At 46.3% G+C, this 21357-nt stretch carries 19 protein-coding genes; 8 read left to right on the top strand and 11 right to left on the bottom strand.

The genetic code is table 11. From position 1 onward, the window contains the following. The first annotated feature begins 136 nt into the window (after positions 1–136). Positions 137–3793, top strand: coding sequence for a multifunctional oxoglutarate decarboxylase/oxoglutarate dehydrogenase thiamine pyrophosphate-binding subunit/dihydrolipoyllysine-residue succinyltransferase subunit (locus UL82_RS07475; protein ID WP_046440087.1), 3657 nt, complete (start codon positions 137–139; stop codon positions 3791–3793). A gap of 68 nt (positions 3794–3861) precedes the next feature. On the opposite strand, the gene UL82_RS07480 is transcribed toward UL82_RS07475, so the two are convergent. The 6 genes from UL82_RS07480 to UL82_RS07505 form a co-directional block, all read right to left on the bottom strand. Further along, complete coding sequence (locus UL82_RS07480) at positions 3862–4515, bottom strand: hypothetical protein (protein ID WP_046440088.1); 654 nt, start codon at positions 4513–4515, stop codon at positions 3862–3864. A gap of 5 nt (positions 4516–4520) precedes the next feature. Beyond that, complete coding sequence (locus UL82_RS07485) at positions 4521–6218, bottom strand: coiled-coil domain-containing protein (protein ID WP_126363872.1); 1698 nt, start codon at positions 6216–6218, stop codon at positions 4521–4523. Next, positions 6190–6873, bottom strand: a complete 684-nt coding sequence (locus UL82_RS07490) for a hypothetical protein (RefSeq protein WP_046440092.1) — start codon at positions 6871–6873, stop codon at positions 6190–6192. Before UL82_RS07490 ends, UL82_RS07485 begins: the two co-directional genes overlap by 29 nt. Before the next feature lie 211 nt (positions 6874–7084). Next, a complete protein-coding gene (locus UL82_RS07495) occupies positions 7085–7624 on the bottom strand; it encodes a hypothetical protein (RefSeq protein WP_046440094.1) in 540 nt (179 codons plus the stop codon). A gap of 444 nt (positions 7625–8068) precedes the next feature. Next, positions 8069–8725, bottom strand: a complete 657-nt coding sequence (locus UL82_RS07500; protein WP_046440097.1) for a type 2 periplasmic-binding domain-containing protein — start codon at positions 8723–8725, stop codon at positions 8069–8071. Continuing rightward, positions 8718–9212, bottom strand: coding sequence for a general stress protein (locus UL82_RS07505; protein ID WP_046440098.1), 495 nt, complete (start codon positions 9210–9212; stop codon positions 8718–8720). Before UL82_RS07505 ends, UL82_RS07500 begins: the two co-directional genes overlap by 8 nt. Before the next feature lie 223 nt (positions 9213–9435). Between UL82_RS07505 and UL82_RS07510 the strand changes: the two genes are divergently transcribed. Genes UL82_RS07510 through UL82_RS07520 form a run of 3 tightly spaced genes read left to right on the top strand, consistent with a single transcriptional unit; the run spans position 9436 to position 12491 of the window. After that, complete coding sequence (locus UL82_RS07510; protein ID WP_046441367.1) at positions 9436–10722, top strand: magnesium transporter MgtE N-terminal domain-containing protein; 1287 nt, start codon at positions 9436–9438, stop codon at positions 10720–10722. Between the two features lie 12 nt (positions 10723–10734). Further along, positions 10735–11319 carry a DUF1003 domain-containing protein gene (locus UL82_RS07515; protein WP_046440100.1) on the top strand — a complete coding sequence of 195 codons (585 nt, stop codon included), beginning with the start codon at positions 10735–10737 and terminating at the stop codon, positions 11317–11319. 41 nt (positions 11320–11360) lie between these two features. Further along, positions 11361–12491 carry an Mrp/NBP35 family ATP-binding protein gene (locus tag UL82_RS07520; RefSeq protein ID WP_046440102.1) on the top strand — a complete coding sequence of 377 codons (1131 nt, stop codon included), beginning with the start codon at positions 11361–11363 and terminating at the stop codon, positions 12489–12491. A gap of 41 nt (positions 12492–12532) precedes the next feature. On the opposite strand, the gene tatB is transcribed toward UL82_RS07520, so the two are convergent. The 3 genes from tatB to sigE all read right to left on the bottom strand — a co-directional run bounded on the left by tatB (position 12533) and on the right by sigE (position 14342). After that, positions 12533–13030 (bottom strand): Sec-independent protein translocase protein TatB, encoded by a 498-nt coding sequence (gene tatB, locus UL82_RS07525; RefSeq protein ID WP_126363875.1) that lies wholly within the window; start codon positions 13028–13030, stop codon positions 12533–12535. A 37-nt stretch (positions 13031–13067) separates the two neighbouring features. Next, positions 13068–13415: an anti-sigma factor family protein gene (locus UL82_RS07530; RefSeq protein ID WP_046440104.1), complete on the bottom strand. Its 348-nt coding sequence runs from the start codon at positions 13413–13415 to the stop codon at positions 13068–13070. Positions 13416–13709: 294 nt separating this feature from the next. Further along, a complete protein-coding gene (sigE, locus tag UL82_RS07535) occupies positions 13710–14342 on the bottom strand; it encodes an RNA polymerase sigma factor SigE (RefSeq protein ID WP_046440106.1) in 633 nt (210 codons plus the stop codon). Positions 14343–14645: 303 nt separating this feature from the next. Between sigE and UL82_RS07540 the strand changes: the two genes are divergently transcribed. Beyond that, on the top strand, positions 14646–15257 hold the full coding sequence (locus tag UL82_RS07540) for an O-methyltransferase (RefSeq protein WP_046441369.1): 612 nt from the start codon (positions 14646–14648) through the stop codon (positions 15255–15257). Between the two features lie 69 nt (positions 15258–15326). Here the strand turns inward: UL82_RS07540 and glgC are convergent, their stop codons facing one another. Continuing rightward, a complete protein-coding gene (gene glgC / locus UL82_RS07545; RefSeq protein WP_046440108.1) occupies positions 15327–16568 on the bottom strand; it encodes a glucose-1-phosphate adenylyltransferase in 1242 nt (413 codons plus the stop codon). Between the two features lie 84 nt (positions 16569–16652). Between glgC and glgA the strand changes: the two genes are divergently transcribed. The 3 genes from glgA to UL82_RS07560 all read left to right on the top strand — a co-directional run bounded on the left by glgA (position 16653) and on the right by UL82_RS07560 (position 20404). After that, positions 16653–17846 carry a glycogen synthase gene (gene glgA / locus UL82_RS07550; RefSeq protein ID WP_046440109.1) on the top strand — a complete coding sequence of 398 codons (1194 nt, stop codon included), beginning with the start codon at positions 16653–16655 and terminating at the stop codon, positions 17844–17846. A gap of 339 nt (positions 17847–18185) precedes the next feature. After that, positions 18186–18941 carry an acetolactate decarboxylase gene (budA, locus tag UL82_RS07555; RefSeq protein ID WP_046440110.1) on the top strand — a complete coding sequence of 252 codons (756 nt, stop codon included), beginning with the start codon at positions 18186–18188 and terminating at the stop codon, positions 18939–18941. A 5-nt stretch (positions 18942–18946) separates the two neighbouring features. After that, positions 18947–20404, top strand: a complete 1458-nt coding sequence (locus tag UL82_RS07560) for a glycoside hydrolase family 32 protein (protein WP_046441370.1) — start codon at positions 18947–18949, stop codon at positions 20402–20404. A gap of 65 nt (positions 20405–20469) precedes the next feature. On the opposite strand, the gene UL82_RS07565 is transcribed toward UL82_RS07560, so the two are convergent. Then, entirely contained in the window at positions 20470–21339 is an 870-nt protein-coding gene (locus UL82_RS07565; RefSeq protein WP_046440112.1) for a methyltransferase domain-containing protein, read from the bottom strand. Between the last annotated feature and the right edge of the window lie 18 nt (positions 21340–21357).

The raw sequence follows: 21357 nt of genomic DNA on the forward strand, positions 1-21357 counted from the left end.
AAACCAAAATAGACTGATTCGTCTTTCATCGTGTCCAAGAAACCGATAGCCTGTAGTGAGCTAATGCACCTATACAAATGTGTATAACTGTGTATAGAAGTTAAAATCTCACAAAGAAAAGAGGCGAGTACCTGCCGTGAGTAGCGCTAGTACTTTCGGACAAAATGCTTGGCTGGTAGAAGAGATGCACCAGCAATTTCTTCAAGATCCAAATTCTGTCGATCAAGAATGGCGCGATCTTTTTGAAAAGCAGGGCGCCCCATCTAGTCAAGCAAACACTTCTTCTACATCTACTGCCCCAGTTGCTCAGAAAACACCTATTACAGCAACTACTGAGCCGGTAAAGAAAGAAGAAAAAAAGACACCTAAGCCGAAACCCAAAGTTTCTCCATTAACCAAAGCAAAAGACCTCCCTGACGCTGGTGAAAAGGCACTTAAAGGTATTTTTAAGGCCATCGCAAAGAATATGGATGAATCCTTAGAAATACCTACTGCTACTTCTGTGCGCGATATGCCAGTCAAGCTTATGTTTGAAAATCGCGCCATTATTAATGATCATCTCAAGCGCACCCATGGTGGCAAGGTTTCTTTTACCCACATCATCGGTTATGCACTGGTAAAAGCCATTATGGCGCACCCAGATATGAACAATAACTATGCGGTGATCAACGGCAAACCTACTGTTATTACCCCTGAACATATCAACCTCGGGTTAGCAATCGACTTGCCACAAAAAGACGGCAGTCGCGCGCTGGTTGTCGCCGCGATTAAAGAAGCAGAAACTCTCGACTTTGCTCACTTCGTCGAAAAGTATGAAGATATTGTTGCCCGCGGCCGCACCGGCAAGCTCACCATGGATGATTTCTCCGGTGTAACCATTTCTTTAACTAATCCTGGTGGTATTGGTACCCGCCATTCGGTACCACGTTTAACTAAGGGTCAAGGCACAATCATTGGCGTTGGTTCTATGGATTACCCAGCAGAATTCGCTGGAGCTTCTGAGGATCGACTAGCGCAGCTTGGCGTTGGCAAGCTAGTTACTATTACCTCCACCTATGATCACCGGATTATTCAGGGTGCTGAGTCGGGCGAATTCCTGCGTACCATGAGCCAGCTTTTTATCGACAATGCTTTCTGGGATTCCATTTTCAATTCGCTTGATATTCCGATTACACCAATGCGTTGGGCACAGGACTTGCCCAATACGGGATTAGATAAAAATACCCGGGTCATGCAACTTATCGAAGCATATCGTTCGCGTGGTCACCTCATCGCTGATACGAATCCACTGCGCTGGATTCAACCCGGTATGCCAGTTCCTGATCACCGAGATCTCGATATTGAAACGCATGGTCTAACCTTGTGGGATCTTGATCGCACGTTCCACGTTGGTGGTTTTGGTGGCAAAGAAACCATGACCCTGCGCGAGGTTCTTTCTCGACTTCAAGCTGCCTACACTTTCAAGGTCGGTACCGAATACACCCATATTCTTGACCGCGATGAGCGTACCTGGCTACAAGATCGTATTGAAGCAGGTATGCCAAAACCTACTATTGCCGAGCAAAAATATATTTTGCAGCAGTTAAACGCAGCCGAAGCCTTTGAAAATTTCTTACAAACCAAATATGTTGGCCAAAAGCGTTTCTCATTAGAAGGTGCGGAATCACTTATTCCATTAATGGATTCTGCTATTGATACCGCTGCTGGTCAAGGTCTTGATGAAGTGGTTATCGGTATGCCACACCGTGGTCGCCTCAATGTTTTGTTCAATATTGTTGGCAAACCACTAGCAACGATTTTCACCGAATTCGAAGGTCATATCGAAGCTAAATCTGCTGGTGGTTCTGGCGATGTGAAATATCATCTTGGCGCCGAGGGACAACACCTACAAATGTTCGGTGATGGTGAAATCAAGGTCACGCTCACGGCAAATCCATCGCATCTCGAAGCGGTCAATCCCGTTATGGAAGGTATTGCCCGCGCTAAACAAGACCTGCTCGATAAAGGTGGCGACGGCTTTACCGTCATGCCATTATTGCTTCATGGTGACGCAGCTTTTGCCGGTCTAGGGATTGTGCCAGAAACCATTAACCTTGCTCAACTACGCGGTTATACCGTCGGTGGCACAGTACACATTGTGGTGAACAACCAAATCGGTTTTACTACTACCCCAGATTCTGGCAGGTCTGGTCACTATGCAACTGATCTCGCCAAGGCGTATGGCTGCCCCGTCTTTCATGTCAATGGTGATGATCCAGAAGCTGTGGTCTGGGTTGGTCAATTAGCCACCGAGTACCGCCGTCGCTATGGCAAGGATGTCTTTATTGACCTCATAACCTATCGTCGCCGGGGACATAATGAAGCCGATGATCCATCGATGACCCAGCCTAAGATGTATGAGCTTATCGACGGCCGCAAGACAGTACGTAGTCAATATGCTGAGGATCTACTTGGCCGAGGTGAGCTAAGCCCAGAAGATGCTGCGGCTGTAGAACGCGACTTCCGTGACCAAATGGAAGGAGTATTTAACGAGGTCAAGGGATCGGCGCATAAAGAAATTAGCCTCCAAGAAGGCATCACCAGTTCTCAGCAACTACCGCATGGTCTTAAAACTAATATCACCAAAGAAGAGCTGCATGAAATTGCTCAAGCATATGCGACTCCACCAGAAGGCTTTGAATTCCACCCACGTGTGGCACCGATTGCAAAGAAACGCGTTGAATCTGCCGCCGATGGTGAAATTGATTGGGGCTGGGCAGAGCTCATCGCATTCTCCTCATTAGCTAATGGCGGTAAGCTAGTGCGACTTGCTGGTGAAGATTCCCGGCGCGGAACTTTCACCCAGCGTCACGCCGTAGTTTATGACCCAAATACGGGTAATGAGTTTAATGGTCTGCATGAACTGGCAGAACGCAAGGGTCATGGCGGTAAATTCTTGGTCTATAACTCTGCTCTTACCGAATACGCTGGCATGGGCTTTGAATATGGTTACTCAGTTGGCAACCAAGATGCAGTCGTAGCCTGGGAAGCACAATTCGGTGATTTTGCCAATGGTGCCCAGACCATTATTGATGAATATGTTTCCTCTGGGGAAGCCAAGTGGGGACAGACTTCTTCAGTTATCCTTTTACTACCGCACGGCTACGAGGGACAAGGCCCGGATCACTCTTCGGCTCGTATCGAACGTTATCTGCAACTATGTGCCGAGGGAACAATGACTGTTGCCCAGCCTTCCACACCTGCTAACTACTTCCATTTACTGCGTCGTCACGCACTTGGCGATCTCAAGCGACCACTTGTTGTGTTTACGCCAAAGTCGATGCTGCGTATGAAAGCAGCTACCTCCGCCGTAGAAGATTTCACCGAAGTAGAAAAGTTCCGGTCAGTTATCGACGATCCCCGTTTCAGTGCTAATGGTATAGATAAGAGCAAGGTCAAAAAGATCATGCTAGTTTCAGGCAAGCTTTACTACGAGTTAGCTAAGCGTGCCGAAAAAGAAAACCGGGAAGATGTCGCCATCGTGCGTATTGAAATGCTACATCCGATCCCGTTTAACCGTCTGCGTGAAACATTCGCTTCTTACCCCAATGCCGAAGAAATCCGTTTCTGCCAGGATGAACCAGCCAACCAAGGTCCATGGCCATTCCTTAATGAGCATCTGCGCGAACTAATCCCAGATTTGCTACCAATGAAACGTATTTCCCGACGAGCCCAGGCTTCCACTGCCACTGGTTTATCGAAAGTACACAATGTAGAACAAGCTGCGCTTCTCGACGAAGCCTTTGCTGATTAACACGTAATTATCTCTGGTATCAGGGCGTTCCACTCAATTGGAACGCCCTGAGCTTTATGCTGTTACTATCAGCCCGTACCTAATATGATCGCATCACGAAGATACATTGGTATCTGGTTTTCTTTAGGGACGTGTTTAATAATCTCTAATACCGTGCGCATATTCCGTTTGCCTTTGCGCCTATACATCCGACGATCATGGGATAGCTTCTCAAAGATACCCATATCCAAATCGGGATACTTATGCAATGCATCTATAAGGCAAAGTACTCCCTCACGGACACTATATATCGTGGCAATATCAAAAATTGTGCGTTCTAGTGATGTGGCACGTAGGTAAACGCCTTCAACAACCTCATCGTAATGAACGTGTAGGCTTCTATATTTCACCCCAGGAGGAGACTTCTTTTTGGTGAGGGTATACGAAGACAAAATATAATTGACCTCAGCAAGAGGTTCTTTTCCTAAACAAGCAATATCCCAGGCATGAGCTGCGGCACGAAGACACAACGTTGCTTTGTCTAATTGCATGCCTACAGCAATCGCAAAAGCTTGCCGTTTTTGCCAAGGCAAGAGCCTTTCATATACGGCGGTATTCATAGCTACTTCTGAAGTAATTTTCATATGTAGCCCTTTTGCTACTCGCTCATGAATGGGATCATGCATGCATAAAGAGCGGGTACCTATTAGACCATATTTTCCAGCAACATCAGGTAAATCCATAATGTTTACACCTCGTCTCGTACCCAGGCACCAATAACGCCGGGAACCACTTTAGGTCGTTCGCCAAGGATTGCCCGCAAATCGCCTTCACGTTCAACAGCACTCATCACACGCTTTGCTTTACCTGTTCGATTACTACCAGCACCGGCTGCACCACCTGCACCCATGGGCATACCGCCTGCTACTGGAGCACCTGATCGACCAGCCGAACCATTACTATTAGCTAACCCATTACCTGGGTGATTCGTGCTACCAACACCATTGAGCCCACCTGGTGTACCACCATGCACACCACCGGGTGAACCAGTTAATCCACCACTAGAAGCACCACCACCAGAACCAAAGTGTGAACTTCCACCACGTCCAATTCCTTTCACAGTGGAGTCAAAAGGCGATACTCGTCGGCTTGATCGACCGGTTAATGGCGCAGGTCCCATATGATTCATAGGAGTCTTAGAACCTGACAAAGTATTTGTGGAAGAAGGTGCCACCCCAACACCATGTGTGCCATTGGCATACCCACCGTTTTGTCGTCCGCCTAATCCCGGAACCGCCATACCAGTTCCTCCTGGTACCGGCATATTTGATCCACCAAGTCCACCACTGCTACCAGTACCTAATCCAGAAGGTGGTATCTGACCAGCACTGCCTGTATGCATGGGAGCTGGATTCATTCCACCTGCTCCACCTGGTGCCCCGCCTAATTGGCCAATGCTAGCGCTATTAGTAAAAGCCTGGTTACCGGCCAAAGCTAGATCTGATTTCGCAATTTTATTAACACTTGTTTCCGCAGCAGCACGTAGCTCAGAACCAGCACTAGCAACGCTAGCTTGCTGAGACATGAGGTTTCTTATCGGAGGAACTGCAGTGTGTAGCTGTGCCTGTAATTGTGTTTGAATGCGTGCTAGCTCTTCTTTTTCTGCTATTAAACGAGCTGCTGGATCAGTTATCGCACTAACCGCCAGATTAGCTAATGCAACTTGGGTCGATATCTGCGCATGGATAGTACTAAGCCGAGATACATAAGCACCCATGATCTGAGTATTTGAGGCAAAAGTGCGACCATAATTAGCAACATCATTAATGCGTTGAACAGCAGCATCAAAGACATCACCTTTATTATTTTGACGTATCTGCTCAGCTACTTCACCCAATTTGGTAGCAATTCGAGCTATCTTTTCGCCTACTACTTGCCATTTTTTAGCAGCACGTACCGGTGCATCTACCCGGGTAGTTTGTAATTGCATAGATAATTCCGACAAGGTTAATGCCGGTAGAACTACAGGTGTACGGAAATGGAAATCGGAAAACCGTAGTTCAGGTCGTGCGGGGAACTGGATACTTTCAGTACCAGTTGCTCCATTTTGCTCTGCATTGTCAAGACTATGTGCGAATAACTTATCTTGTGTTTGAATAGCCTCAAAGGTTGCTTTAAGAGCTTGTTGTAACCACGAAGCCTGCTCAAGATAAGATTTTAAAACCGCATCTGCAGAACCTGGTGATCCAGAAAAAACCAACCCGTGAGCTTCGCCTATTTGATCAAAACCAGAGGCCGAAGAGTAGGAACCACTGATAGATTTATGCGATACGTTTTGCACAGCAACATATACGTGATTAACCTGTTCGCCAATATCTATTATATTGTTCTGGATATTTTCTCTATCCATTATTAACTCAGAAATCATAAGGAAATCCAATCTCATAAATTTTTTCTAACAATTGCACCGCTTTGGGGCACGAAACTTCAAGTTCTGGATGAAGTAAATCGCTCCCCAGACGAGCGATACTGATCCTGCCGTGTCCAGTAGAAACAGCTGCCCAACATAAAGCATCCGAATCAGGTAACTGATATGTATAAGCATGAGGAAGCCGCTTACTCACCCCGTGTTTTATCCATAACGCATTATCTGAAATAAATTCATATGGAAGTCGATCCCAAAAGAAAGTTACCCATCGATCATCCTCGGCAGCATTGACTTCAATAAAAGAACAAGAATTGAAATTCTCTTCAGGGGTAAAATCAAAGCGTTCTTCATCATATGGATTTTCAACCAAACCCAATTTTTCTAAATTCGGATAAATCACCTCTTCACACGCATTAAAGAACTTGGAACCAATATTTTCAGGATCGAAAACCGCAGGCTCACTACCGCCCTGAAGCACATAGTTTTCCGTCTGAGCGCTTTCTGATGAAGCGCTTACCGTTTGTGTGTTCTCCGGTCGCACACTTGTTGTCGGCATACTGTTAGATGAAGTAGCTAACTCAGAAACAAGAACAGACACACTCCCACATCCCACTAATACGACACTCAAAACCAGTACAACAGGCCAGGCTAGTAAGCGAAATGGTGTAAGCATTCATCCACCTTTCGTCAAAAACATGATGTACACAATCAGCGCACATGTCCTCGCGTAGGTCGAACACGTCCGCTTACAAGAGTTAGACGTATTTTTAATCGAGATTCTTACATTCTTAAGGAAAATTGATTTTTATCTCCCCTTATCACCGAAAAATCCCTGTTCAAATTCCCCCATAGGGGTAGAAATTACTCAGTATTTTCTCAGCAAATTAGCTATCTACTGAAGCTAAATAACCAGTATCAAAGTCATCGATATCAGTTCTTCTGCGATATTTATCCGGAAATTCTTTCCCATACTCATCGTCATATCTGTCTAGATATTTATCTGGAGACTTCTTCCAAAAACCAATCTCATAAACTTTTTCTAAAAGCCGTACTGCTTTTGAACAGGAGACTCTCGTACCCTCTGGAGACAAATCTGTTCCGCTATAGCATGCTTCTAGCCTGCCGTATTCAGTAGAAACAGCTGCTGAACAATAGTCACTAGCTGTCTCATCTTGGTAGGCATATGCATGAGGAAGTCGTTTGCTGACCTTATGTTTAACCCACAATGCTTCTCGCACACTCTCTTCATAAGAATCTGCATCAAACCTAAAAATTACGGATCCCGATTTATCGAAAGAACCTATGTCCTCGAATACACAGGCAACAAAATATAATTCCGGGAAAGAAAAAGGATGCTCCGCAAAAAATGGCTCTTCTATTAACTGCAACTCTTGAGCATTCGGATAAATTACCTTCTCACACACATCAAAAACTTGGAATGAAGAGTTTTACGATTAAAAACCACCGGTCCACTGCCGCCTTGAAGCACATAACCATCTACAGAAGTGCTTTCGCTTGGGTCACTTTTCGACGAAGTAATTTCTGTTTGCGGAATCTCCGTTTGGGTAGTGGTTATTGTCAAAGTTGTAGAAGAAGCATCCAATACGGAAATAAGAGTAGACACGCTCCCGCACCCAGCTAACAAACCACTCAACGCTAGTACACTAAGCCAGATTATTAAGCGAGACGGGGGTAAGCATTTTTCTACCTTTCGTTAAAAACACTCATATACACGTTCTCTTATAAGAATTAGACCTATTTACCCTTCCGATAGGAAAAGTAGATTTCCATCTCCCCTCAACACAATAAAACCTCTGTTCACAATCATGAACAGGGGTAGAATTCACTTATATTTTAAGCAAGAAAAATTAGATTCCTTTGCTATCTAAATATTCTGCAACGACCTTACGCGCACTATTTCTCTCTTTAGTTTCAACAACCAATTCGCTGAGATCAGACGTGGAAATTGTGCCACTGATTTCATTAAGTACCAGTCGTTCCTCACGGGAAAGAACTGGAATACGGTAAATAGGCAAAATATTCTGCGGTAGTGCGCTACTGCTATCTGCGCATCCTAAAGCATTCGAGGGGTCAGTAGCGTCTAATGTTTCCCCTAATGCCCCCATTACTGCGGCATAGGTTTCTTCCCGCCAAGTAGGATCATTAGGATTTGATTGACTATCAGATCGCATCTCTTTTTCAATCTCTTGTGCTTTTTCCGGATACACGAGAGATAAAATATCACCAGAACAGGCTATATAAAGATCACCAGCTTTTGAACGTAATATTGAAACCGGGTTATGTTCGGCAGCCATCATCCGAATTTGCGATTCTCTTCCCCTGCGGTTTAGAGCTTGGCTATATAGCTCACCAAGTACTAGTTGTTCAGAACTATCAGAGGAAACAAGTACTGTTACTACAGAATGTTGATCGTGAATAATATCTCGGGCAGGTTCATATTCAGCGCAGCCGCCTAGTACGAATGTGCTTACTAATAACGCTGTTGCCACATAGGTTTTAGGCATTTTTTGCTTTGCTCCGCAAATATTCAACAACTTTATCCCTAGCAATAATCGCATTTTCTGGATTACAGAGGACATCATAACGCCCAGCAACGATTTGAGTACGGGACTCAAAATCACGTTTCCCACGTCGTAAAGCATAAGGAATGGCACTGGATACTACGCCAAAAATAAGTCCCATAAAAATGCCTACACCTAGAGCATTTGGCCAAGAATCAAAGACCATGCCAAGGATAAAACCAAAGAAAACACCAATCCAAAGCCCTGATAGCAAGCCGCTAATGATAACTCGTGGCCAACTTAATCGACCTAGTACTCGCTCCACCGCAATGAGATCCACGCCAACAATGGTGATCTCATTAACTGGAAAACCTTCTTCACTGAGCATATCGACGGTTGCTTGAGCCTCGGCATAGGTACCAAAACTACCCACGGGAAGCCCAGTAGGGCGTTGCAGTTCCCCTGGATTAACCAACAAGCGTTCTGGCACCTCTTCTCCTTATATATTTTTAGCCATCTCAGACAGATATCTTTTTCCTACACCTCACTTTAACATTCTTACCGGGCTTTTATATTTTTTAGCTGACACCAACAAGAACTAAAGCTAACTACTGTAATAACGGCAATGACTACGAATAAAAGAACAAACTAATCCCCTACTCCTGGTGTTCTTGGGTATCGAATATTTCTTTTGCCCCGTACACTGGTTTTTTATGAACGAAGTGACACGCGTATATGCAGGTAGGCTCGCAGGTATGGTCGTTCGTGGACCAGATACTGATGTTATCGGTCGTGTCCGAGATGTCATTATCAATCTGCGTTCCAGCCAACATACTTCCCGAGTACTCGGATTAGTCGTAGAAATGACCAATAAACGCCGCATTTTCCTACCAATGTTGCGTATTGCCTCCATTGATCCGCAGGAAATCACTCTAGTTTCTGGATCAGTATCTCTCCGCGCTTTTAAAGCTCGTACCGGTGAGGTAGCAGTACTTGGTGATCTGATCGGTGCCAAAGTACACGTTGATGATCCTGAACTTGACCACCTACATGGTCGAGCCATGGAAATAGCCGACTTAGAAATCGAACGCACCCGTACCCGCGACTGGGCGATCTCACGAGCTGCGGTGATCTCTGAGCGTCCCACCTTTGGCCGACGCCCTACTTTAACCATTGTTCCGTGGAACCACGTTCATGGTCTGTATGCCTCAGGAACTACTGTTCCCGATCCTGCTGCCGAACTCATCGCTGAATTCGAAGATATGCGCCCAGCCGACGTAGCCAGCGCCTTATATGATCTGCCAGAAACTCAACGTATTTCTGTAGCCAAAGAGCTAGATGACGAACGCCTTGCCGACGTGCTCCAAGAAATGAGCGAAGACCGTCAAGCTGAACTTCTTGAAACCCTTGATATTGAACGTGCTGCAGACGTGTTGGAAGAAATGGATCCCGATGATGCTGCCGACTTGCTCGGTGAGCTCGATGATGCCAAAGCCGATGTGCTCCTTGAACTCATGGATCCAGAAGAATCTGCTCCAGTGCGTCGTTTGATGAGTTTTAGCCCTGATACCGTAGGTGCGCTTATGACTCCCGAGCCAATTGTGCTTGTCCCGCAAACCACTGTTGCAGAAGCCCTTGCCTTAGCACGTAACCCAGATTTGCCTACTTCTTTGGCCTCTATGGTGTTCGTGGTGCGCCCCCCTACCGCTACGCCTACTGGAAAGTATTTAGGTTGCGTGCACCTGCAAAAACTATTACGTGAACCCCCCAGTTCTTTGGTTTCAGGTATCTTGGATCCAGATCTTCCACCACTTTATGCAGATGACACTCAAGAGACTGCGGCACGCTATTTCGCCACTTATAACCTTGTGTGTGGACCGGTTATCGACGATGAAAACCACCTGCTTGGGGCGGTAGCCGTCGATGATTTGCTCGATCACCTGCTTCCCGACGATTGGCGTGATACTGGTATCCGACCAGATACTGATCCCCGCGCTTAAGAAAGGACACCTATGGCTGATTACACCAAAACAGAGCTTGATACACCGTATATTAAACAGCGACGCTCCTTTCTTAAGCTTGACGACGATACCGTCGGTGCTTATGCAGAAAAAGTCGCTCGATTCTTTGGCACCGGTAGCTACCTTATGTGGCAAACCGTCTTTGTGCTGGTATGGATTCTGCTCAATGTGGGTGGCTGGTGGTTTTCTTGGGACGAATATCCATTCATCCTGCTTAATCTAGCCTTTTCTACTCAGGCAGCTTATGCTGCACCGCTTATCCTGCTAGCGCAGAATCGCCAAGAGGATCGAGATCGTGTCTCGCTCAATGAGGATCGTCGTCGTGCTTTTGAAACCAAAGCTGACACCGAATTTATCACCCGAGAACTCGCTGGCCTTCGGCTAGCAGTTGGCGAAATGGTTTCCCGAGACTATTTACGCCACGAGCTTGAAGATCTACATAGTTTATTAGAACGTATTGAAGCCAAGCTTGATGATGAGGCTGCTGCACGTATCGCCTTTCAGCATGGTATTTCCGAAGGTGGAAATGATGACCTCTCGGATCCTATTCAAGGCGATATTGAGAAAGAAAAATAGCTTTCTCATTCCTCTTCGCACTGGCGTATGGTAGATAATCGATGAACCCTATTACAGAATCCACCGTCCGCCAGGCACTCTCTCGGGTTGAAGACCCTGAGATCGGCAAACCATTGACTGAATTAGGCATGGTGAAGTCTATCGAGATCAATGGCAATGATGTTGATGTGCAGATTTATCTCACAATCGCTGGTTGTCCAATGAAAAATACCTTGGTAGATAACAGCATTGCTGCGCTCAAAGATATTGAAGGTATCGGCAATATTCGTGTCACCACTGATACAATGAGTGACGAACAGCGTCGAGAGCTACGCCAAAAATTACGTGGTGGTGCTGCTGAACCAGTAATTCCTTTTGCGCAACCTGATTCCACGACTCGCGTCTATGCCGTTGCCTCGGGCAAAGGCGGCGTAGGAAAATCCTCCATGACGGTCAACCTTGCTACTGCTTTAGCATCAAAAGGTCTTAAAGTTGGTGTCCTCGATGCTGATATTTATGGTCATTCCGTACCCGGAATGCTCAATAGCACGGATCGTCCGCATGCTGTTGACGACATGATTATGCCCCCACAAGCACATGGCGTGAAGCTCATTTCTATTGCCCACTTTGTAGAAGGCAATGCGCCAGTAGTATGGCGCGGGCCTATGCTCCACCGCGCTATCCAGCAATTCTTAGGCGATGTCTTCTGGGGTGACCTAGATATTCTCTTACTCGATCTTCCACCCGGAACTGGTGATATCGCAATCTCAGTGGCACAACTTGTTCCTAATGCCGAGTTACTTGTAGTTACTACTCCGCAAAGTGCAGCCGCCGAAGTAGCCGAACGCGCTGGCTCAATTTCGATTCAAACCCAACAAAAAATTGCTGGAGTAATTGAAAATATGTCTGCTATGGTGCTTGACGACGGCAGCGTCATCGATGTCTTTGGCTCTGGCGGTGGTGAAGCAGTACGCGAGCGTCTAGCAACCCTTACTGGTACCCCAGTAAAATTGCTCGGCTCAGTACCTCTTGATCCTAAACTTCGAGCTGGTGGAGACAATGGGCTACCCATTGCCCTTTCTGATCCTGATTCTCCTACTGGCAAGGCTATTTACGCTATTGCTGATCAACTTATTATTCGCCGCGAAAGCTTAGCAGGTAAATCACTCAACCTTGGTGTTACCCGGCATTAGCTATATTCGCTGTGCTCACCGTGTTACTGCGGTGAGCTTTTTTAGATCACATCATCAAATTTATTTTTGGGTAACTCGACTGCCGGGTTATCTGTCGTGTCCTTGATCGATTCTGTCTCGGTTTCTTTTGGTTGTTTAGCTACTGATGGTTCACCAGAATCTGGGCACTCAACCCGGTTAGCACCAGCATAATTACGGTGTTGAGAGCCTTGGGTTGGCCCAGACATAATTTTTTTAGGATCAAAAGAGCCCATAAACTCTTCATCATCGTCGAAAAGCGCTTTAGTAATAACGCCTCGAGGTCCTAAACGTTGAAAACGCGCAATCTGTGCTATCGGTTCCTTAAAATCAGAGAATTCCTCACTAAGGCCACCAAACTCACCATTGAGCTCTTTTTTCGCATTATTGATTGCTTTACGAGCAGCAAAAACAGCTGCACGAAAATCTTCAATAACCCGCGGCAACCGCTCGGGGCCAATCACAATGAGCGCAACGACGAAAACAACAAAGATTTCGCCCCAACCAATAGAAGAAAACACTCTTCAACCTTAAGCGATATTCTATATCCAGGAAACTCTACTGACCCCGATTAACTCGTTTAAAAGCACGAGCAACAAAATCAATCCGGTCTAATAAAGTTTCGGGCATCTGACATGGAATGTCATCGGCGCTTGGCCCTGCTGGACAGGACTGAGCAATTTTATGCAGCTTAGCTAGTAGATCGGTAGGAGCAGTGACCGCCCCAGCGACATCCGCGCGTAATACAGAAGAAGCATGACGCTGCGCTTCGACTTCTTTGCGGCACTCTAAACAGTGCACTAGATGAACTTTGGCACGATGTTCGGCAAGTGGAGTTAACTCATAGTCAACAAAGGCGGCCACTGCCTCCGGGTTAAGGTGGTCGATAGAACTAAAATGTTTCATTTTTGCCTACCTTCCCTATCACCGCTGAAAGATACTGCATCCACACAGCGTGACCTCCTTCGTTGCTATATCAACACTTACCCTGCACACAAGCCTTAGCTTTTTCGCCTACGGTAGTGACCAGGATACACCTAAATTAATGAATACGCTTGATAAAACTGCTGCTGAAAATTTCACACATAACTTTTTACTTAAATCATTTTGACCGTAATTATGGTGCAAATCTTTTAGCATTACTACGGATCTCACTCCACCAAAGCAGTATCAAGCAGATACCAAAACACTGCTTATTAGCTAAGAACGGATAAGAAGCTGCGCATCAAGAGATTCTTGTGCTTCTTGTTCAATGCTGGCGCGTAATTGGCTACGTCCGCGGTGAATACGAGAACGAACCGTACCCATTTTCACGCCAAGAGTATCGGCAATCTCGTCATAGCTCATACCAACGACATCACACAACACAACAGCAACACGAAAATCCGGGCTCAACTTATCTAATGCACGCTGCAACACCGGATCAAGATTAGCCACGGTATAGGCTTGCTCTGGAGTCATTTCAGTTCCAGGAACCCGCTCATAATCTTCAGGTAACGCCTCCATGCGAATTTTCGCCCGGTGACGAACCATATCGAGAAATAGATTGGTGGTAATACGATGTAACCACCCCTCAAAAGTACCTGGTTGATAATTCTTGAGGGAACGAAAAACACGCATAAAGGTTTCTTGAGTAAGATCTTCGGCATCGTGTGGGTTACCGGAAAGACGATATGCCAAACGATATACCGAATCAGCATGTTCTGAAACGAGTTCCGACCACGATGGCATGGCTCCCAATCCAGCATCAAAGGCAGCAGTACCGGACAGGTTTTCTACACCAGCCTCCCCAGTAGTAAGACCTTGAGCGGAGGATTCCAATGACGTGTTCATGTCAAGAGATTCTGCCTAAGAAAAATCTCTTTTTCCATTCAAAAAGCTGAAAGTTTGCTGTTAGCACCCATACTGTTTTAAAACTGTTACTTTTCTTAGCCTTTTATCACCTAAAGGCGCATTTTATTCGGCAGTGTTTTCTTAATTTCATCACGGCAATGCTGCCTCATTGCTTATTTTTCCTCACCCGTTAAAACACAATATTCACATTAGTCACAACATAGTTTTTTCCACGTGTATCACCCTGCTTTTGCTTTCTCAGCCCATAAACTCAAGCACGTGAACGAAACAGCTCTTGGACTCATGCATTCCTACATCGAGGAAACCTCAACTACCTCTGAAGCACTTAGCTCTGCACGTGAAGCAGCACAGGAGTTTGGCCTTGCGATTCCCGATGGAGCAACCGGACAGCTCTTATCCACGCTAGCTTGTGCCACTCGCGCAACCAATCTTGTTGCTGCTAGCCCGGCCGCAGATGTCATCGGTTTATATCTGCTTGATGGCGCAGCAGATAATGCTGTTCTTAGTTGCATTGACCCAGAACCCGAACACCACAAACGCGCCAAAACTACCTTACATCAGGCAGGATACTCATTCTCCCAGATTCGTTCACTACCTTCGCGCCCACTCGATGTACTAGGTCGTCTTGCCAACAATGCTTACCAGGTTATTTATGCCGATATTGCGCCAGTTGAATTCCGAGCTTTTATCGACGCCGCCCTACCGCTGCTGACAAGCGGTGGAGTATTGGTACTGTCCGATTCGCTTCTCGACGGCACGCTTGCCGATGCCTCTCGTAAAGATCGCGACACTGTTGCTGCACGCGATACCGATGAATATCTTCACACCCTTGATTCTGCTATCGTCACCCGATTACCACTCGGTGCTGGGATAACGCTCATAACAAAACGCTAAAACATAAAAGTGTATAAGTGAAGGCACTGCCAGTTTATTATGACAATGCCTTCACTTGTGCGCTAGTGCTTAGATAACAACGTTTTTACCTACTACGACAACTCCGCCGGGGCTTACCGAGAACCGTTGTGAATCACGCTCACGATCCACACCGATTAATGTTCCATCAGAAACCACCACGTTTTTATCTAAGATCGCATGGCGAACAACCGCACCTTTTCCAATGCGAACACCCGGCATCAGCACTGAACCTTCCACCGTTGCGCCTTCTTCGACTACAACATCCGTTGAAAGAACAGAATTACGCACGGTAGCAGCAGAAATAATTGATCCTTGAGCAACCATGGATGATTGTGCAATACCGCCCTGAACAAACTTAGCCGGTGGCAGTAGACCAAGGTCAGTGGAGCGAATTGGCCATTGCTGGTTATAAAGGTTGAAGATCGGATGCACGGAAATAAGATCCATATGTGCTTCATAGAAGGCATCAATTGTGCCGACATCGCGCCAATAACCAGCATCCCGGTCAGTGGAACCAGGAACTACATTGTTATTGAAGTCATAGACATGAGCTTCGCCTTTAGATACAAAGTACGGAATGATATCACCGCCCATATCATGTGCGGATGCTTCATTAACTTCGTCTGCTTTTAATGCGTCAATAAGTGCTTTAGTGCTAAATACATAATTTCCCATTGACGCATAGGTCATCTCTGGATCATCTGGAGTACCTGGAGGATCTGCCGGCTTTTCAATAAATTCGGTAATATTGCCATGCTCATCAGACTGGATACAACCAAAAGCCGAAGCTTCTGAGCGCGGAACACGAATGCCTGCCACTGATACCGAAGCACCGGATTTAATATGTTCCTCGACCATCTGCGATGGATCCATCCGATAAACGTGATCGGCGCCAAAGACGATGACATAATCTGGTTTTTCATCGTAGATCAGGTTCAACGATTGTAAAATGGCATCTGCCGATCCCTGATACCACCGTTTACCTAACCGCTGTTGTGCCGGAACCGAAGCAATATACTGGCTGGTTGGACCACTAAACTGCCATGCCTGAGAAATATGACGGTCAAGCGAATGAGACTTGTACTGGGTAAGCACACAAATCTTTAAATACCCGGCGTTAACCAAGTTACTTAAAACGAAATCAATAAGACGATATGTGCCACCGAAAGGAACTGCTGGCTTGGCACGATCTTCTGTCAGTGGAAAGAGTCGTTTACCTTCACCACCAGCAAGGACAATAGCTAATACATTTTTGTTACTCCGCACCTGTCCCAATCTAATCGAGAACATTTATGTTCGCTTTGTTTTCACATCAAATGCGACATAAGACACGACTCCCCCTCAACTAGTGAAAGCTTTATTACCCTCGAAGGTATGAGAGTTGCAATGATGACCAAAGAGTATCCACCCGAGATATACGGTGGCGCCGGTGTCCACGTCACAGAACTAACCCGTTATATGCGTAAAATTGTGCCCGTCGATGTTCATTGCATGGGGCAGCCGAGAGATGAACAAGACGTCTACGTACACGGCGTCGATAAGGCACTAGCAGAAGCCAATCCAGCAATTAAAACCCTATCTACTGGCCTACGTATGGCTGAGGCCGCCGGGCGCGCCAACGTTGCTCACTCGCACACATGGTATGCCGGATTAGGCGGACATCTTGCCGGCCAGCTGCATGGAATACCTCATATAACTACTGCACACTCTCTAGAACCAGATCGCCCATGGAAACGAGAACAGCTTGGTGGAGGCTATGATATTTCCAGCTGGAGCGAACGTAATGCCTTCGAATATGCTGATGCCATTATTGCGGTTAGTGCCAAAATGAAAGAGGCCGTACTCAAGGCTTACCCACGGGTTCACGAAGACAAAATTCATGTTGTACTCAATGGCATTGATACTGAACTGTGGCAGCCTCGCCCGATCTTCGATGAAGCAGAAAACTCCATTTTATTAGAACTTGGGGTTGATCCAGATCGCCCGATTGTGGCTTTCGTTGGTCGAATCACCCGGCAAAAAGGTGTGGAGCATCTTGTTAAAGCGGCTCGTTACTTTGATAAAGACATCCAGCTTGTTCTGTGTGCTGGTGCTCCTGATACCCCAGAAATAGCCGCACGCACTAAGGACCTCGTCGAAAAGCTCCAAGCAGAGCGCGATGGGGTTATTTGGGTTCAAGAAATGCTACCAAGGCACAAGATTCAAGAAATTCTTACTGCAGCCGATGTCTTTGTCTGCCCAAGTATTTATGAGCCACTAGGAATCGTTAATCTGGAGGCAATGGCCTGTACTACTGCAGTTGTTGCTTCTGATGTTGGCGGTATCCCAGAGGTTGTTCTCGATGGTGAAACCGGCTTATTAGTGCCCTATGATCCTGCTGATGCCGAAGCATTCGAACATGGTATTGCCGAGCAAGTTAATGCACTAGCTCGCGATCGTGAACTGGCTAAGAAATTTGGTCTTGCCGGACGCAAGCGTGTTGTCAATGATTTTGCTTGGTCAACAATAGCTGAGCAAACTGTAAATATTTATCGCTCACTCATTGAACCTACTACTCGCCCCCAGTGATGAGCACTAGGTGAACCACACCCATACGGAACTAGCTCACCGAATCATAGAGCCAGCATTCGTCCCACGATAACCTGAGCAGCTCAGTGAAGGTATAACCCAGCTATCCCTTGGATATCAGCCGGGTTATACCTATCTCGGGTAGTTCTATGGCTAGTGCAACTATGCTCTTTGCTACGTGCTCATCAACTAAACGACACAAATAAGCGTGGCCTAACAAAAATATCTTATCTTATTAATTTCTTATCTGACACATAACTGCAGCTCAGAGACAATAAGCTAGCTAGGTCAATTCTTTTCTTCAGCATAAATACTTTTTTCGGACTACTCTAGACGCACATGAGTGATGAATCGGCAGTAGTGCAGTTTCGTCATACGATTTTTCAATCCTCATTAATGACTGCACTCTTAGACGGCATTTATGACGGTGAAATTTCTGTTGGCGAGCTGCTCGGCCACGGCAACTTCGGCCTAGGTACTTTCGACGCCCTCGACGGCGAAATGATTATTCTTGATGGCATCTGCTATCAAGTCCGTAGCGATGGCTGTGCACAGCGAGCACAGCTTCATCAACGTAGCCCGTTTGCTCTAGCCACCAACTTTGTGCCACGAATTGTTCATGCAGCACCGGCTGGACTGCGACGCAATGAACTCAGTGAGTTCGTCTCTAGTATTTTGCCTAGCCAAAACTACATGTATGCAGTAAAAATTCATGGTTTTTATCGGCAAGTTACAGTACGTACCGTAACAAAGCAGTCACGTCCTTACCCGCCCATGATGCAAGCAATAAATGATGATGCAGAAGTAATCTTTAACAATATTGCTGGCACAATCGTAGGGTTTCGTACCCCTATTTACGAAAAAGGAATTGGGGTGCCGGGCTGCCATTCACATTTTATTGATGATGAACGCACTCACGGTGGGCATATTCTCGATTTCATTATTGAGCACGGACAAGTAGAAGTCTGCCCAGGAACTGATCTACAGCTACATTTACCACTCACCCCCGAGTTCAGTCGAGCAAATCTTGCCTCCAATGATCTTGACCATCAAATTCATCACACCGAAGTGAAGTCTTCGACGGAAAGTAAGTGATCCCTTTGACACATCGCCCAGAACTCCACGTTACCCCTGAAACAGGCATCCTTAATGCTCCCGCAGGAGTACTTTTCGACGGCTACACCTGGCATATGTTTACCCAGTTTGCACCACGTGAGTCTGAAGGTTCGCGTTGGGCACACCAAGTCTCCTATGGTTCACCGTTTAACTGGGAAATTTGCGATGACGTGCTTGCCCCACAAGCACCAGAAACCACCCTACGAGCCGGCTCGGTTACTGCCGTCGGTGATGATGTCACCTTGTATTACACCGGAGCTATTGTTCATGATGCACAACAGCAAGAAACCCATATCGGTATAGCAGAGATCCCCAATATCGAGGCAACCTGGGAAACCGTTTCCGATGAGGCGAGTACCCTAGATTTCCATGTTATTCGCCATGGGGTAGCTATTACTGATCAAGCGGGATTAACTAATTTTCGCTCCCCATGTGTGGTACCTAATTGGTTTAATGAAGCCAACAGAGAGGCCGGCCACGAAGGTTGGCTTATGCTCACTGTCACCGGTGATATAACCTGTCCAGGGTTAGCAATTTTAGAAAGCCAAGATGGTAAAGTCTGGCAGCTGCGCGGTCCACTTAAATTAGCAGGTGATTCCGGGCTTTCCGACGTTAATATCGTAGCTCCCCGAATTATCCGCCTACGCGATGAAATAGATAACCAGATTTATGATGTTTTAATCGTAACTATTGAGCATAATGGCATCGATATTTCCGGCTACTTAGTTGGCACTTTATCCGGAACTACTTTTACTATTACTGCCCCGTTTAAGCGTCTCGACTACGGTCATGATTTTGTTCGTCCACGCAATACAAATCGTCCTTCTAGCATTATTAACGCCGAACAGCGCTACCAATCAGCGGTACTTTTTGGACTTATGAATGGCGTTGGCCGCCTCGATGATGCCAGTACCCACCTTTCAATGAATACTGAAGGATGGGCGAATTGTCTTAGCCTTCCTCGCCGAATCACCCTACAAGGTGGTCTTTTATACACCACGCCTTTTTCCGGTTTGCCTACCGCTATTGAGCATTCCGATTATGCCAGCATGTGCACGGGAATATTTGATATTCCTGCTGATGGCGATGTCACTATCGCACTTTATGACACTACCGGCCAAGTTGCCTGCACCATTACCCATTATGGCGATCGCCTAGAACTCGATCGCTCCATGAATCCGCATCATCTCGGAGACAATATAGCTATTGCTCCTTTAAATGAAGATGACACTGACTCAGTGACCATTATTGTCGATGCCTCTACCGTTGAAGTCTTTGCCGATGGTGGACAAATAGCTATGGCTAGCCGAGTCTATTTCAATGGCCAGTGCGAAGAATTCTTCTTAAGCACTTCCTCGGCAACCGTTGAACGTTTCGATAAATTCTTCCCCCGTCGTAACGCATACAGTGGTCTCGATGATCTCGAAGGACCAGTACGCTAAAAGTAAGTAAAAAGCTCGTCGAACATAAAAATATTCGACGAGCTTTTTATTTTTCTCATTATCGCCTAATCGTTAGGGCGAAAACGGGTAATCATAGCCCGAGCAGTTACTTCCATGTGCTCAGGTAATCTCCTAATTCGCTCGGCAAGAACATCTTCAGAGATATGCCGAGCAGAAGGACTCATACCAATTTGAGTAGCAATGGATTGCTGATCCAAAGTCATTGTGAATTCAACCAATTCGCTATCGCCTACTGGGGTTAAAAAACCGGCGGCTTTATCGATCATCCGCTGGATCTTTCCCTGTTCAACATCAATAATGCCAAGTGGCTCACGTAATTCAGCAAGATGTCCAGTATCTGCGGTCAGTACCACAACCTGTCCACCTGGTTTCAGAATGCGCGCAAACTCGCTTGCATTACGCGGGGCAAAGATCACCGAAATAACATCAACTGATGCATCCAAAAATGGCAAACGCGCCCACGCGTCAGCAACAACTGCACCCACTCGTGGATGACAATGTGCCAATAATTTTGCCGCCGGCACTGAAACATCAATACCTACCCCGCGTGAACCATGAATAGAGTCCAACGCGTGCGAGAGATAATACCCAGTTCCAGCACCTATCTCGGCAATAACTGGTTCAGCTTCATCAGGAACTTGTGCTTCATCAATAACCTGTTCAATAGAATCAGTTACTGCTTCCACAAAAGGAGCGAAGTTTCCTCCCGAAAGAAAGGTCTCACGTGCCCGAATCATTGCAGTATCATCACCAGAATGGCGTAACCCTGCACCCCCAGCAAGGGTGACATATCCTTGACGGGCAACATCATAAGAATGACCTGATTCAGACACCAAACGCGAAAATCCGTTGACACCGCGCAATGCGGTACCGTCAACGGGATCTGCGAGGACGTCAATGACATGCGATAGCATGAATTCACTGGCTCCTTA

This window comes from Corynebacterium kutscheri, from assembly GCF_000980835.1.
GTDB classification, from domain to species: Bacteria; Actinomycetota; Actinomycetes; order Mycobacteriales; family Mycobacteriaceae; genus Corynebacterium; species Corynebacterium kutscheri.

Coding starts and splice junctions, on each gene's coding strand:
- UL82_RS07480 (WP_046440088.1), bottom strand. CDS start 4,515: ATGGATTTACCTGATGTTGCTGGAAAATATGGTCTAATAGGTACCCGC.
- UL82_RS07485 (WP_126363872.1), bottom strand. CDS start 6,218: ATGAGATTGGATTTCCTTATGATTTCTGAGTTAATAATGGATAGAGAA.
- UL82_RS07490 (WP_046440092.1), bottom strand. CDS start 6,873: ATGCTTACACCATTTCGCTTACTAGCCTGGCCTGTTGTACTGGTTTTG.
- UL82_RS07500 (WP_046440097.1), bottom strand. CDS start 8,725: ATGCCTAAAACCTATGTGGCAACAGCGTTATTAGTAAGCACATTCGTA.
- UL82_RS07510 (WP_046441367.1), top strand. CDS start 9,436: ATGAACGAAGTGACACGCGTATATGCAGGTAGGCTCGCAGGTATGGTC.
- UL82_RS07515 (WP_046440100.1), top strand. CDS start 10,735: ATGGCTGATTACACCAAAACAGAGCTTGATACACCGTATATTAAACAG.
- UL82_RS07520 (WP_046440102.1), top strand. CDS start 11,361: ATGAACCCTATTACAGAATCCACCGTCCGCCAGGCACTCTCTCGGGTT.
- UL82_RS07530 (WP_046440104.1), bottom strand. CDS start 13,415: ATGAAACATTTTAGTTCTATCGACCACCTTAACCCGGAGGCAGTGGCC.
- sigE (WP_046440106.1), bottom strand. CDS start 14,342: ATGAACACGTCATTGGAATCCTCCGCTCAAGGTCTTACTACTGGGGAG.
- UL82_RS07540 (WP_046441369.1), top strand. CDS start 14,646: ATGCATTCCTACATCGAGGAAACCTCAACTACCTCTGAAGCACTTAGC.
- glgC (WP_046440108.1), bottom strand. CDS start 16,568: ATGTTCTCGATTAGATTGGGACAGGTGCGGAGTAACAAAAATGTATTA.
- glgA (WP_046440109.1), top strand. CDS start 16,653: ATGAGAGTTGCAATGATGACCAAAGAGTATCCACCCGAGATATACGGT.
- budA (WP_046440110.1), top strand. CDS start 18,186: ATGAGTGATGAATCGGCAGTAGTGCAGTTTCGTCATACGATTTTTCAA.
- UL82_RS07565 (WP_046440112.1), bottom strand. CDS start 21,339: ATGCTATCGCATGTCATTGACGTCCTCGCAGATCCCGTTGACGGTACC.